We start from the raw sequence: 13,693 nt of genomic DNA on the forward strand, positions 1-13,693 counted from the left end.
TATTAATCGCCATCAGCATCAATATAATCAACACTAATATTGAAGGCTTGTACCATATCTACTTTAAATAATACCACTGCTTTTTGAAGCTCATCATAAGCCAAAGTCATTTTAGTATTATCAGTATTTATTTGACTACTAAAATTAGCATTTAAATCTTGTATTTTAGTTCGGGCTAAATTTAACTGGTTATTAATTAAAGTGCTTAAGTCTGTACCTCCTTTTGCAATATTTAAATAATCTAAATAGGTTTTAAAACTTGCTCCTGTAGTACCAGCATCATTATACGCTTTACCATTGAAGAAATTTTGAACCGCATTCATCGATTCTAAAATTAATATTTTAGACACATTTTTGTTATAGTATCCTTCTACTTTTTCTGGCAATGGTGTTGTAGAAAAAACACCTGCTGGAATTCCAACTTTATTTGCTCTCACACCTTTTTCGTAGTAATAAATAAAATCGTTAGCCAATTTATTAGTTGCACTGGTAGCTGTATTGGTAGTACTATTAACAAAGGTCGTTCTGTAACCCGATGTCCAATCGGTTAAAACAGCTTGTGTTTGCGATTTCATTTGGTTTACTAAATCAGACACATAGGTTTTATAGCCACTTGCATTAGCATTGGTAGTATAAACATTTAAAATAGCAGCATCACCAGAAGCAACACCATACAGCAAATAATCAAGAGCAGGAAAACCAACGGCATCATTGTTATTTGCATGAGTTAAATCATAAGTACCATTAGCTATGTTGGCTTCAATATCGGCTACCGTTGTTGGGTATACATTCATTTGGTACACATAGTTGGTAGCTTCCGCTTTACCTATATTAAACATTTCTGCATATTGCCATACTTTATAAGCGTTAAGCCATGCCAAACGAAACGCCTCTAAATTGGTTTGGTTTGGTGTAGCAACAAATGTGTTTTTAGCTGTTACTAAAGCATCTAATTGGGTGTTTAAATCTTGAAAAACAGGAATAATGATATTATCAGCCCAATTTATTAACATGGTTTGTCTATCAAAATTATCTTTTGTTTTATTATCGCCATCACCATCAGAACTACTGCAGGCAAACATCATGACCATTAAAACAACTATTGTAATGCCTTTTTTTATCATATCTATGAATTTTCAAAATTTTTGCAAATATATAAAGCAGATGGGATTATTTTGGTAATTCCACCTGCTTTATTGCGTTTAATATATGAATTTATCTGTATTATTCAACCGTTGCAGCTTGAGCAGTGGTGAAACCAAATTTTGCCGCAATAGCATCAGATACACTATCGATGGTTGTTGCAGTTACATCCCAAAAACCATTACCTGCCATTAATTGTGATAAATAACCTTCAACTTCGGTTTTTGTTACATATGGTTGAGTTGAATTTGGCTTTCTTGTAAATTGTAAACTGTAAATAAAACCATAAGCTTCAGATAACGCATGAAATGCTCTGGCATTATCAACACCTAAATTAGCTTTTGATGCTTGTAAATAAAATACACCTCTTACTGCTGGAATTTTTGATAAATTCTCTTTAATAATTTCAGCTTGAGCATTGCGAACTTTGTAGTTTTTAGCAACAATAGCAGCTCTACCTAGCTTGAAGGCGTTATAAACATCATCATCAATTGTTGCAAAATCAGAATCGGCCGAAACTCTTTCTATATATTCGCTTAAAAACTGGTCGGCATCTAAAACTGGTACAGCAGGGTCTACTTCACTACCATATAAATAACCATAAGCTTCATCCCATTTATGTTCCATAGATGTATAACTTTTACCAGATTCTAAAACGCCATTGTTATTATCAGCCTTATTAGTTCCTGCATCTAAAACAGCTTGACTTAAGTAATTATTTAAAATTTGGTCTAACATTAAAGCACCAATTAACCCTTTAGCTAAGGCTTGGTTATACTCTAAACCTTTAGCATTAATGTAACGAATGGTACCACCACCACTTTGTTGTAATTGTCCTGCATTACCAGCAGTTGCAACGGTATTCCATTTAGGAAACACATTGGTAACTTGTGAAGCTATCCAACCATCAAAATCTGCTTTAATAGCATTAGCTGCTGTAGTATTTGAAGCAAAAAAATCGGTTGAAGCTGCTGTTTTACTACGTACATTTTTATCAGAAGCATTTAAATTAGCATCGGTAAAATCTGCATTACCTTGCGCATGAGTAAACATACCATCTAATTGTGCTTGTGTTTTTGTATTATCTTTTAAAGCATTTACTAAAGCATCGGCCATAGCTATTCTAGTAGTTTGACCACTAAAATCGACTGTTGATGCGTTATTACGTGTAAATGCATAAGTTTCTGGAGTTTCAATTGGATTTGAATTATCATCATCATTTGAACATGAAGTGAATAAGATTGCAGCTACAGCTACGATTGATAAAATTCTTGTCATTTTTTGTTTTATTTAGACTTGATACAAATAGTAAGTTAATTTTTGTGCAAAAATAATACACTAAATGACATATCCAAAGTTTATTTAGATTTATTTAAAATAATAATCGTAAAAAAAAATGATTGTTACTATTATATAAAATTAATGATAAACTCTAAAAATTTTAGATGCCTCGTTATGTGCACTCTCAAAACTAAGTGCATTAAGGTTGTTATTTTTTTGCGAAGTAAAGTATGATAATAACTTTTCTGTAGGCATGTTTCCTGTTAATTCGTCTTTTGCCATTGGGCAACCACCAAAACCTTGAATAGCACCATCAAAACGCGTACAACCAGCTTTATAGGCAGCATCAACTTTTTCAAACCACGATGTTGGTGTAGTATGTAAATGTGCGCCAAACTCGATATGGGTATATTTAGGTATTAAATTTGAAAACAAATAATTAATACTTTCTGGATTTGAGCTTCCTGTAGTATCACTTAACGAAATGATTTTAACACCCATAGTGCTTAAACGCTCTGTCCACTCGCCTACTATATCAACGTTCCATGGATCGCCATAAGGGTTTCCAAAGCCCATAGAAATGTATACAACTACTTCTTTATTCGTTTTGTTGGCAGTTTCTAAAATTTCAGAAAGTGTTATAACAGATTGTGCAATAGTTTTGTGCGTATTACGCATTTGAAAATTCTCTGAAATTGAAAATGGATAGCCTAAATAATCAATTGCTGTATGTTTACAAGCATCTTCTGCGCCTCGTGTATTTGCAATAATAGCTAATAGTTTACTTGTGGTTTTACTTAAATCTAACCTAGACAATACCTCGGCAGTATCAACCATTTGCGGAATGGCTTTTGGCGATACAAAACTTCCAAAATCAATTGTATCAAAACCTACACGTAATAAAGATTGTATATACTGTACCTTTTTCTCGGTAGGTATAAATTCTTTGATGCCTTGCATAGCATCTCGTGGGCATTCTATGATTTTTATTGGATCAAGCATTTTTAGTTTTAAAAACGAGGTTAAAAATACTATTATTTTTATTAAAGCCTATTCAAAAATTCTTGCTAATTAAAACTTCTTTTGTAAGCTTTTTTTTAAACTGTCGACTTAAAAGTAACTAATATCAAATCTTGCTATGAAAAACTTTACGCTGCTTTTTATAATTTCACTTGCTTTCTCCTCTAAAACATTTGCACAAAGTACTGCTTCATACAGTATTTCATTAACAACCATTTGGAATGAAGCCAACCATACTTCTATTCCTGCAAATGCACATTGGTCGTCGCTAGTTGGTGCAACACATAATACTGAAAATGAATTTTTCGAACTAGGTGTTGTTTCACCTAATACAAATGGCATTAAAGATGTTGCAGAATTGGGTAACAACACCAATTTTATGAACGAAGTAAACACCGCTATTTCTTTAAATAAAGCAGATAAATGGCTTAGTACAGGTGGAATTGGTAATGCTATTGGAACGTTTACAATTAATGACGTACAAGTAAATGAAAATTTCCCTTTAATAACTTTAGTATCTATGGTTGCGCCAAGTCCAGATTGGTTTATTGCTGTAAATAGCGTTACATTACGATCTGGAAATAACAGTGTTAACAATGGTTGGAAAGACACCTTTACACTAGATGTTTTTGCCTACGATTCTGGAACTGATGATGGTACAGATTACACTTCTTTAAATGCTGTAAGCAACCCAAGAATTGGCGTTTATAAAATTACAGGTTTCCCTATAAATGGGAATAAAATGGGTACAATTACGTTTACTTACAATGGTTCAACATTAAGCCTTTCAAATAATAAAATAGAAAACATTAAAGTGTATCCAAATCCTGCAAAAGAGCGAGTAACCATTTCAAATATTAAAAATATCAATTTAAAATCTGTGCAACTTTATAATGTTTTAGGGCGCTTGGTTAAAGATATTTCTACTGAATCCACTATAGAAGAATTAGATATAAACCTTACCAACTTTAGCAAAGGTATATATCTAATAAAATTGAATACAAACAACGGAAAAAGCAAAATTCAAAAGCTAATTGTCGAATAGTCGATAAATCTCACGGTTTAACGTTTTTATTATTAAGCAAATAGATTTAAGGATACATTTGATTAAAATGTTTTCCCCAAATGAATATTTTTAAACCTACATTACCTTATTTTTTATTTTTGATATTGATTTCGTTTAGTGTAAAAGCTCAAAACGAAATAACTTCATGCGGAACAATTACTAACGAAAAATCTTTGAATTATTTCAACAGTATAAAACCTCAAATTAAAAAATATGAACAGTTTTTTTTACAACAAAAATTTGCTAAAAACGCTTCAAAACTTAAAACAATTAATTCCATTCCTGTAAAAGCGCATATTATTAGAAATTCTAATGGTACTGGCGGTCTTTGTATTTCAACTTTAAATAATGCTATTGCCAATTTGAATACAATTTATGCCGATGCTTTTATGGAATTCTTTTTGTGTGATGGTATTAATTATATAAACGAAGACAAACTTTGTGATTTTAAAAAAGGTGATGAAAAAACTTTAATAGAAACCAATAATGTTGCTGGTTTAATAAATATTTATTTTACCGATTATATTGAAAACACATCAGACGAGAGTATTTGCGGTTATGCTGATAACGAAGGTAGAAACGACGTAATTGTTATGAAAAACAGTTGTGTTTCAAATGATTCCTCTTTAGCTCACGAAATGGGGCATTTTTTCTCATTAATGCACACACATGGTCCAAACGATACAATGACTACTGAATTTGTTGATGGTAGTAATTGCGATACCGATGGCGATGGTATTTGCGATACGCCTGCCGACCCTAAGTTAACCACCAAAAATATTAACAATTTTTGTCAATACACAGGAACAACTACCGATGCTCATGGTGATGCTTATGCTCCAGACACCAACAACATCATGTCTTACGCTATGAAAGGTTGCAGAACGCATTTTACTGAACAACAATTAGCGCGCATGTATGCTTTTTACCTCACAGCTAAAAATTATTTAGCCTGTCCAGATTTTAATGCTAATGTAAGCGTTGATGTGAGTGAAACTTGCAACCAATCATTAACCGTTAATTTTCAAAGTAATTGTAAAAACATTACCAAATGGGAATGGGATATTGATAGTGATGGGATTATTGATTATACAACCCAAAACCCAACACATACTTATACAAGTGGCGTTTACAATGTAACACTTACTGTTTCAAACAAACAAAAATGCATTAAAAAAACATATTCTAAACTCATAAAAGTAGGTAATACTGAAACGCTTTTTAATGATGATTTTGAAACTTACAAATTGCAAAGCGATGTTAACTGGACTATTAAAGATGCAACTCAAAACGGTTACAATTGGCTAGTAAATAAAGGCGAAACAACATCTAGCAATACCGGTCCACTTTTTAAAAACGCATCAAATAAAACAAATACCTATATATATGCTGAAGCCTCAGGTGCTAAAGAAGGTGATATAGCCGAACTAATTTCTTCATGCATTGATGTAACAAATCCAAATTCTGAATTGGAATTTTCATATCATATGTTTGGAAAAGGTATTGGTGAATTACATGTTGATATTAAAACTGAAAATGGGTATATAAACGATGTTATTCCTGCGCTAATTGGTAGCCAACAAAAACATCAAGATGATGCTTTTTTAATTAGAGATATTGATTTATCAGCTTATACAAATCAAACCATAAATATACGTTTTAGAGCTGTAAGAGGCAATAATTGGGATGGCGATATTGCTATTGATAATGTGTTTATTAAAACCATTGATGTACCAATATCTGATGCTGCAATAAAAGTGTATCCAAACCCAATGACTGGCGATATTCTTTACATTAGTACAAACAATACTGATGAGGATTTGAGCTATGAAATTTCTAATTTATCCGGAAAAGTACTTGTAAATAATGTTCTTGTTAACCAACAAATTAATGTTAGTAATTTAACATCTGGCATGTATTTATTAACTATAAAAAGTAAAAATTCTAGAATTACTAAGAAAATTGTAAAGTAAGCTACTTCGCTTTTAAAACCGCTTGGTTAATTGCCTTTACTAAACTTGGTCCTTCATAAATAAACCCAGTGTAAACTTGAACTAAACTAGCACCTGCGTTAATTTTTTCTAAGGCATCTTCTGCCGAATGAATACCACCAACACCAATTATTGGAAACGATTTATTGCTTTTATCTGCTAAGTATTTTATTACTCGTGTGCTTTTATCTTTAATTGGTTGCCCGCTTAAACCGCCATTTCCTATTGTTTCCAATTGCGTTTCTGTAGCTTTTAATCCACTTCTATCCGTAGATGTATTACTTGCTATCACACCATCTAATTTGGTTGTTGCAACAAGATCTACAATTTCATCTAGTTGATTATCATTTAAATCTGGTGCAATTTTTAAAAGAATTGGTTTTTGTGTTTCAAAGTTTTTATTCGCATTTTGTACAGCGCCAATTAATTCTTCTAAATAATCTTTATCATTTAATTTGGCATGACTTCCCACGTTTGGGCAACTTACATTAAGTACAAAATAATCAACATACGGATGTAATGCATTAAAACATTCTAAATAATCTTTGGTATAATCTTCGGGTTTTGTATGTGTGTTTTTACCAATATTACCCCCAATAATTAGTTTCTTTTTATTGTTTTTTAATTGTGAAATAGCAGCTTCCAAACCATCATTATTAAAACCCATACGGTTTATAATACCTTGGTCGCCTTTCAAGCGAAACAAACGCTTTTTTGGATTTCCTGCTTGCGCCTTTGGTGTAACCGTTCCAATTTCAATAAAACCAAAACCAAAATTTGCCAGTTCATTGTATAATACTGCATTTTTATCAAAACCTGCAGCTAAACCTACTGGGTTTTTGAATGTTATTCCAAATAAATTACGTTCCAATCGTTTATCTTCAACAACATATAAACTTCTAAATAGAGATTCAAAACCTGGTATTCTTGAAGTTGTTTTTATTAACGAAAATGTAAAATAGTGAATCTTTTCTGGGTCGAACAAGAAAAATAACGGGCGAAGTAATAGTTTGTACATCTGTATTATTTATGCAAAAGTACTTCTAAAAATTGTAAATAAAAAATGAAGCAATTCAAAAGCTAAAAAATTTAATAATTGTACTTTTAAACCTTAAAAGGTTATTTGATTATAGTACTCAAATTTTAAAATTCCGTACTTTTATACTGTAAAAAATATATCAAAATGATTTCAAAAGAACACATTATAAAACGTTTTACTAGTTACGTTACTATCGATACAGAATCAGATCCAACATCCAACACAACACCAAGTACACAAAAGCAATGGGATTTGGCAAATAAGTTGGTTGAAGAACTAAAAGCTATTGGTTTGGAAGACGTTTCAATTGATGAAAACGCATACATTATGGCTACTTTACCAAGCAATGTGGCGCACGATGTGCCAACTATTGGGTTTATTTCACATTTTGATACCTCACCCGATTTTACTGGTGCAAATGTAAAGCCTCAAATTATTGAAAATTACAACGGAAAAGATATTGTGTTAAACGAAGCTGAAAACATTATCCTTTCTCCAGATTATTTTGAAGATTTGCACCTTTATAAAGGGCAAACCTTAATAACTACCGATGGTACAACGCTTTTAGGTGCCGATGATAAAGCTGGTATTACAGAAATTGTTTCGGCTATGGAATACCTAATTAATCATCCAGAAATTAAGCATGGAAAAATTCGAGTTGGTTTTACACCCGATGAAGAAATTGGTAGAGGTGCACATAAATTTAATGTTGAAAAATTTGGAGCTAATTGGGCATACACCATGGATGGTAGCCAAATTGGTGAATTAGAATACGAAAATTTTAATGCCGCTAGTGCCGTAGTAAAAGTAAAAGGTAAAATTGTACATCCAGGTTATGCGAAAGGTAAAATGATTAACTCCATGTACATTGCGCAAGAGTTTATAAATTCGTTACCCCGACTTGAAACACCAGAACATACTGATGGATATCAAGGCTTTTTTCATTTATCATCCATAAAAGGTGAAGTAGAAGAAACTGTATTACAATACATAATTCGCGACCACGATTTAGGTCATTTTGAAGCCCGTAAAGTAGTAATGAAAAAATTAGCAAAAGAACTAAACAAACAATATGGTTGGGAAGTAATAAGCATCGAAATTAAAGACCAATATTTTAATATGCGTGAAAAAATTGAACCTGTTATGCATATTGTTGATATTGCCGAGGAAGCTATGAAACAACTTCATATTGAACCATTAATTAAAGCCATTCGTGGTGGAACTGATGGGTCGCAACTAAGTTATATGGGTTTACCTTGCCCAAATATATTTGCTGGCGGACATAATTTTCATGGACGCTATGAATATATTCCTGTAGAAAGTATGATAAAAGCTACCGAAGTTATTTGCAAAATTGCCGAAATAACTGCAAAAAACGACTATAAATAGCACTCAAAAACTAGTTTGAATTTTTTTTTGGCTTCATCTATTTTGAGTCGAAATATATATTACATTAGTCCCAACATTGTTTACAAACAATATAAGCTTTTTTTAGTGCTTAAAATTGTTTGTAACCGTGATACGCTAAACTAATTAATATGTATCTTCTACTAGCTATTGCATTCATTCTCGGCTACATTTTTATAGCCTTTGAACATCCTTTAAAAATTGACAAAGCCGCTTCAGCCATCTTAACTGGTGTTATTTGTTGGGTTATTTTAGTGCTTGGACAAAACACTATTTTTCAAACACCACATGAAGCTCATTTTATTGATGAAGCCATATTGCATCATGTGGGTGAAATATCTCAAATTTTATTCTTCCTTTTAGGTGCTATGACCATTGTGGAACTAATTGATACACATGGTGGTTTTTACATCATAACATCTAAAATTAAAACCACAAATCGTGTTAAATTACTATGGATTATTGGTATTGTAACGTTTATACTTTCATCTGTTTTAGATAACCTTACTACAACTATTGTAATGGCCGCTTTATTAAAAAAATTGATAAAAGACCGAGAGGATATTTGGTTTTTTGGAGGCATTGTGGTTATTGCCGCCAATGCAGGTGGAGCTTGGTCTCCAATAGGTGATGTTACCACCATCATGCTTTGGATAGGTGGACAAATAACAGCTGGAAACATCATTAAAGAAGTTTTATTACCTAGCATAGTTTGCTTATCGGTACCTCTTTTAGCTTTAACGTTTCTTAAAAAAGGAAATATTACCCAACCAACAAGTGATTTAAAAACCAATAACGAACACCACCAAGTTGCAAGTTATTTTGAAGCGTCTTTAATACTTTGGTTAGGAGTTGCTGGTTTATTATTTGTTCCTGTTTTTAAAACTCTTACCCATTTACCGCCTTTTATGGGTATTCTTTTAAGTTTGGGTGTTTTATGGGTAGTAACAGAACTTATTCATAAAAATAAACCTGCAGAACACCGCCATAATCTATCGGTAGCTAGTGTTATTAGAAAGGTTGATACTCCTAGTGTTTTATTCTTTTTAGGAATTCTTTTAGCTGTAGCTAGTTTACAAACTGGTGGTCATTTAATACAAGTTGCAACATGGTTAAATGATACGTTTGGTAATATTTATATCATAAATATCATTATTGGTTTAATTTCTTCTATTGTAGATAATGTGCCACTTGTAGCTGGTGCTATGGGTATGTATCCACTATCTTTATATCCACAAGACCATGCGTTTTGGGAACTTTTAGCCTATTGTGCAGGAACTGGAGGTAGCTCATTAATTATAGGTTCTGCAGCTGGTGTAGCTATTATGGGTATTTTGAAAATTGACTTTATTTGGTATCTTAAAAAAATTAGCTGGTTAGCAATTCTTGGGTATTTATCTGGTGTTTTAACCTATTATGTTTTAAATTTATAGACTGTAAATTTTACGTCTATAAAAATGAAAAAAGCCAATTCGGTTGAAGAATACATTGAAGAACACGCACAATTTAGCGATGCGTTAACACTTTTACGAAACATTATCACTTCAACAGAATTAGAAGAAAGTATTAAATGGAATGCGCCTATTTATGCACTAGATGGAAAAAACATTATGGGTTTAGGTGCTTTTAAACATCATTTTGGAATTTGGTTTTTTAATGGTGTTTTCTTGAAAGATGAAAAAAAACTGCTTGAATCTGCTCAAGAAAAAACAAAAGGTTTAAGACAAATGCGTTTTGAGTCAATTAAAGATATTGATAAAAATAGTGTGTTAGCTTACGTAAAAGAAGCTATTGAAAACCAAAAACTAGGTAAGGAAATTAAGCCAAGTAAAACTACCAAAAAAGATATTGTTATTCCTGAAGAACTTAAAAAACATTTAAAAGAGAATCTTGTTTTATTTGACGCTTTTAAACTTTTAACACCCAGCAAACAGCGTGAATATTGTGAATATATTTTTGAGGCAAAACGTGATGTTACCAAACTTACACGTATAGAAAAAATAACACCCATGATTATACAAGGTATTGGTTTAAACGATAAATATAAAAACTGTTAAAACAGAAAAGCTTCCTATTTGGAAGCTTTTCTGTTTTACGCAAATCAAATAATTATAACGATACCTTTGTACCAACTGCTTTACCATCTATAATATCAATAATAACATTATCTGTTTTTCCATTAACAATATAAGTTGGAACATTATTTGCCGCCGCTTGTTGGGCATAATCTAATTTTGAGCCCATACCGCCTCTTCCTTCTGCTTCACCTTTATTACTGTCTTTTATATATTTATCTAAATTTTCGTTAGGATTTACATTTTTTATTAAATCACTACTTTCTGAATCTGGGTGTCCTGTGTAAAGTCCATCAATATCTGTTAAAATAATAAGTTTATCAGCATTAATAAGTTGTGCTATTAAACTAGCTAATTCATCATTATCTGAAAACATAGACATGGTAACCGAAACCGCATCATCTTCATTCGCAATAGGAATAACACCTTCAGCCAACAAACCTTCACAACAATTAATCATGTTTTGCCTGTGAATACCCGGACTAAAATCGCGTTTGGTAGGAAGTACTTGTGCACATTTCATTCCAAAATCCTGAAAAATACTATAATACAAACGCATCATTCGAGGTTGCCCGATTGCAGAATATACTTGCCTGCGTTGTGTTTTATCTTTTATTTTAGACTTCCCCAAAACCTCTTTTCCTGCAATAACAGAACCAGACGATACTAGTACGCAAATAATATCACGCTCATAAAGTTCGGCTATTTGCTTTACCAGGTTTCGTAAAACGGGTCTAACAATTCTGTTGTCTCTGTTGGTCATAACATTTGTACCAACTTTAATAACTATTCTTTCTTTGTACATTTTAATATTCTTTTCCTAATTCTACAGCACGATTAAATGCTGCAAATGCTGCTTCTTTTATTAATTCGCCAACATTATTATCTTCCATAGAATCCAATGCTGCACGTGTGGTACCTCCTTTTGAAGCCACTTTTTCCATCCATGAATTAGGTGATAAATTTGATTGATTAAACAATTCTACCGCTCCAGTAAAAGTTTGACTTACCAATACCGTAGAATCGTTTTTAGAAAAGCCCATTTGTAAAGCAGCTTCCATCATGCTTTGCATAAAATAAAACACATAGGCTGGTCCACTACCCGAAATTCCTGTTGAGGCATCAATAAAATTTTCGCTAGATACACGCATCGACTTTCCTGTGGTATCTAATAAACTTTCTACTGTTAGCATTTCAATTCTAGAAACTTCTGGTGAAGTAACGTACGATGTTAAGCCTTTCCCTATTTGTGCTGGCAAATTTGGCATAGCTCTAACTATTTTGTTCAATCCTGTTAGTTCTTTTATTGAAGGTATAGAAACACCTGCCATGATTGAAACCAATATTTGTTGTGGTTGTACCAAGGTTTTTATGGCTTTAAATACACCTTCGGCATGGTATGGTTTTACAGCTATAAATATGATATCTGCTTGAGGAACACAATCTTCCAATTCTTTAAAAGCATCAAAATGTGATATTTGGTTTAATTCTTCTAGTTTTTCTTCAGATTTGTCTAAAACCATAATGTTCCGTTTTTTCAATAGCTTTGATTTCGACATACCTTCTGCATAGGTTAACCCCATGTTTCCTGCACCTATTACTAGTACTTTCATTCTTTTTTAGTTTTTCGTTTTATTTAAACAAATAGCATACAGTCTGTACAATCTTTTACTTCACCATAATACGTTTCTCGGTATTGGTGAAGTGTTTTAATAGGCAAACCAAATAAGTACTTTTTAATATAAGTTACTTTGGTTGTTAACTCGCCCATTTTAAGACTGTGTCGCTTTTCGTATTTTGTTTTTCGTTTTATATATAAAATTTTCATGTGTGTGTTTTTGTTAATGTATTTTGATGATTGATTAATTTCTAACCAATCTCATCTCTATATTTCTGGATTTAAAACCCTGTTTTTCAAACAATTTAATTACCGGATTATCTTTATTTACATGTATTGAAATATCGCCATTACAATATTTTTTTGTGTGTTTAATTAATGCTTTACCAATACCTTTTTCTCTAAACTCTGTTTTCACAGCTAAATAAACCAATATGTTTTCTGGTATGTATTCGTTCATACCTGTTCTATTCACTACAATTGCGCCTAATATGGCATTTTGATGTTCCATTACAAAAACATAACCACCTAAGCCAGGTATTTCTTTGGCTGCATATAATATTGATTTTCTTATTGCGCTTTTTGTATCTCTACTTTCACCAGAATATTCAAATAAGAAATTGGTAATTCTATTGATATCAATAATTGATAGCCTTGAAAAAGCATCAAAGGTTTTAATTGTCATTAATTTGTATTTCTTTTAATTACTTCTTAAAGAAGTAACTTAAATATTAAAATAAGTAATAGGAAATTAAACACCTACACCAAGTAAGCATCTAACTAAAGTGGAAATAAAGGGTAAATGTGCTGTTTAGCCTCTTAATTTGAAGCCGAAGGAGGAATAAATTTATCGGATTGGTTCCTAAAAACTAAAAAGTTAAAGTTAAATATTCTGCAATTTTGTTGTTCATGGAATCCTTTATTCATTTTGCAAATTTACAAAAACCTACTGCCATTGACAAATACGCCATGTTAAGATAATGGTAATAACTAACAATTGAACTTGATACAAACAAAAAAAGCTTCCTGAATTAGGAAGCTTTTTTTATAATA

The 13,693-nt window shown here is 31.9% G+C and carries 13 protein-coding genes; 5 read left to right on the top strand and 8 right to left on the bottom strand.

Translation table 11 applies throughout. The features are described 5' to 3' along the window. Positions 1-2: 2 nt before the first annotated feature. The 3 genes from ACFQ1R_RS05325 to ACFQ1R_RS05335 all read right to left on the bottom strand — a co-directional run bounded on the left by ACFQ1R_RS05325 (position 3) and on the right by ACFQ1R_RS05335 (position 3,426). Positions 3-1,124 carry an imelysin family protein gene (locus tag ACFQ1R_RS05325; protein ID WP_379925082.1) on the bottom strand — a complete coding sequence of 374 codons (1,122 nt, stop codon included), beginning with the start codon at positions 1,122-1,124 and terminating at the stop codon, positions 3-5. Positions 1,125-1,224: 100 nt separating this feature from the next. Beyond that, a complete protein-coding gene (locus tag ACFQ1R_RS05330; RefSeq protein WP_379925083.1) occupies positions 1,225-2,421 on the bottom strand; it encodes a DUF4856 domain-containing protein in 1,197 nt (398 codons plus the stop codon). 141 nt (positions 2,422-2,562) lie between these two features. Continuing rightward, positions 2,563-3,426, bottom strand: coding sequence for a hydroxymethylglutaryl-CoA lyase (locus ACFQ1R_RS05335; RefSeq protein WP_379925084.1), 864 nt, complete (start codon positions 3,424-3,426; stop codon positions 2,563-2,565). 136 nt (positions 3,427-3,562) lie between these two features. On the opposite strand from ACFQ1R_RS05335, the gene ACFQ1R_RS05340 reads away from it, so the two are divergent. Continuing rightward, positions 3,563-4,489: a T9SS type A sorting domain-containing protein gene (locus ACFQ1R_RS05340; protein ID WP_379925085.1), complete on the top strand. Its 927-nt coding sequence runs from the start codon at positions 3,563-3,565 to the stop codon at positions 4,487-4,489. Positions 4,490-4,569: 80 nt separating this feature from the next. Further along, the gene (locus ACFQ1R_RS05345) at positions 4,570-6,483 is read left to right on the top strand and encodes a T9SS type A sorting domain-containing protein (protein ID WP_379925086.1); all 1,914 of its coding nucleotides are present in this window, start codon (positions 4,570-4,572) and stop codon (positions 6,481-6,483) included. A gap of 1 nt (position 6,484) precedes the next feature. Here ACFQ1R_RS05345 and ACFQ1R_RS05350 read toward each other — a convergent pair whose 3' ends face one another. Further along, a complete protein-coding gene (locus ACFQ1R_RS05350) occupies positions 6,485-7,519 on the bottom strand; it encodes a quinone-dependent dihydroorotate dehydrogenase (RefSeq protein ID WP_379925087.1) in 1,035 nt (344 codons plus the stop codon). A gap of 165 nt (positions 7,520-7,684) precedes the next feature. Between ACFQ1R_RS05350 and pepT the strand changes: the two genes are divergently transcribed. The 3 genes from pepT (at position 7,685) to ACFQ1R_RS05365 (ending at position 11,004) form a co-directional block, all read left to right on the top strand. After that, complete coding sequence (gene pepT, locus ACFQ1R_RS05355; protein ID WP_379925089.1) at positions 7,685-8,929, top strand: peptidase T; 1,245 nt, start codon at positions 7,685-7,687, stop codon at positions 8,927-8,929. Positions 8,930-9,078: 149 nt separating this feature from the next. Beyond that, positions 9,079-10,380: a sodium:proton antiporter NhaD gene (gene nhaD / locus ACFQ1R_RS05360; protein ID WP_379925090.1), complete on the top strand. Its 1,302-nt coding sequence runs from the start codon at positions 9,079-9,081 to the stop codon at positions 10,378-10,380. Between the two features lie 24 nt (positions 10,381-10,404). After that, positions 10,405-11,004 carry a YdeI/OmpD-associated family protein gene (locus ACFQ1R_RS05365; RefSeq protein WP_379925091.1) on the top strand — a complete coding sequence of 200 codons (600 nt, stop codon included), beginning with the start codon at positions 10,405-10,407 and terminating at the stop codon, positions 11,002-11,004. Between the two features lie 52 nt (positions 11,005-11,056). Here the strand turns inward: ACFQ1R_RS05365 and proB are convergent, their stop codons facing one another. The 4 genes from proB to ACFQ1R_RS05385 are packed head-to-tail and all read right to left on the bottom strand — an operon-like array spanning position 11,057 to position 13,325. Next, positions 11,057-11,827, bottom strand: a complete 771-nt coding sequence (gene proB / locus ACFQ1R_RS05370; protein ID WP_379925092.1) for a glutamate 5-kinase — start codon at positions 11,825-11,827, stop codon at positions 11,057-11,059. A 1-nt stretch (position 11,828) separates the two neighbouring features. Then, on the bottom strand, positions 11,829-12,635 hold the full coding sequence (gene proC, locus ACFQ1R_RS05375) for a pyrroline-5-carboxylate reductase (protein ID WP_379925093.1): 807 nt from the start codon (positions 12,633-12,635) through the stop codon (positions 11,829-11,831). A gap of 23 nt (positions 12,636-12,658) precedes the next feature. After that, positions 12,659-12,850, bottom strand: a complete 192-nt coding sequence (locus ACFQ1R_RS05380) for a hypothetical protein (protein ID WP_379925094.1) — start codon at positions 12,848-12,850, stop codon at positions 12,659-12,661. Between the two features lie 34 nt (positions 12,851-12,884). Continuing rightward, on the bottom strand, positions 12,885-13,325 hold the full coding sequence (locus tag ACFQ1R_RS05385; RefSeq protein ID WP_379925095.1) for a GNAT family N-acetyltransferase: 441 nt from the start codon (positions 13,323-13,325) through the stop codon (positions 12,885-12,887). Positions 13,326-13,693 lie beyond the last annotated feature (368 nt).

Origin of the sequence: Mariniflexile jejuense, from assembly GCF_042675665.1 — a bacterium.
Classification (GTDB): Bacteria; Bacteroidota; Bacteroidia; order Flavobacteriales; family Flavobacteriaceae; genus Mariniflexile; species Mariniflexile jejuense.

Coding starts and splice junctions, on each gene's coding strand:
- ACFQ1R_RS05325 (WP_379925082.1), bottom strand. CDS start 1,124: ATGATAAAAAAAGGCATTACAATAGTTGTTTTAATGGTCATGATGTTT.
- ACFQ1R_RS05330 (WP_379925083.1), bottom strand. CDS start 2,421: ATGACAAGAATTTTATCAATCGTAGCTGTAGCTGCAATCTTATTCACT.
- ACFQ1R_RS05335 (WP_379925084.1), bottom strand. CDS start 3,426: ATGCTTGATCCAATAAAAATCATAGAATGCCCACGAGATGCTATGCAA.
- ACFQ1R_RS05340 (WP_379925085.1), top strand. CDS start 3,563: ATGAAAAACTTTACGCTGCTTTTTATAATTTCACTTGCTTTCTCCTCT.
- ACFQ1R_RS05345 (WP_379925086.1), top strand. CDS start 4,570: ATGAATATTTTTAAACCTACATTACCTTATTTTTTATTTTTGATATTG.
- ACFQ1R_RS05350 (WP_379925087.1), bottom strand. CDS start 7,519: ATGTACAAACTATTACTTCGCCCGTTATTTTTCTTGTTCGACCCAGAA.
- pepT (WP_379925089.1), top strand. CDS start 7,685: ATGATTTCAAAAGAACACATTATAAAACGTTTTACTAGTTACGTTACT.
- nhaD (WP_379925090.1), top strand. CDS start 9,079: ATGTATCTTCTACTAGCTATTGCATTCATTCTCGGCTACATTTTTATA.
- ACFQ1R_RS05365 (WP_379925091.1), top strand. CDS start 10,405: ATGAAAAAAGCCAATTCGGTTGAAGAATACATTGAAGAACACGCACAA.
- proB (WP_379925092.1), bottom strand. CDS start 11,827: ATGTACAAAGAAAGAATAGTTATTAAAGTTGGTACAAATGTTATGACC.
- proC (WP_379925093.1), bottom strand. CDS start 12,635: ATGAAAGTACTAGTAATAGGTGCAGGAAACATGGGGTTAACCTATGCA.
- ACFQ1R_RS05380 (WP_379925094.1), bottom strand. CDS start 12,850: ATGAAAATTTTATATATAAAACGAAAAACAAAATACGAAAAGCGACAC.
- ACFQ1R_RS05385 (WP_379925095.1), bottom strand. CDS start 13,325: ATGACAATTAAAACCTTTGATGCTTTTTCAAGGCTATCAATTATTGAT.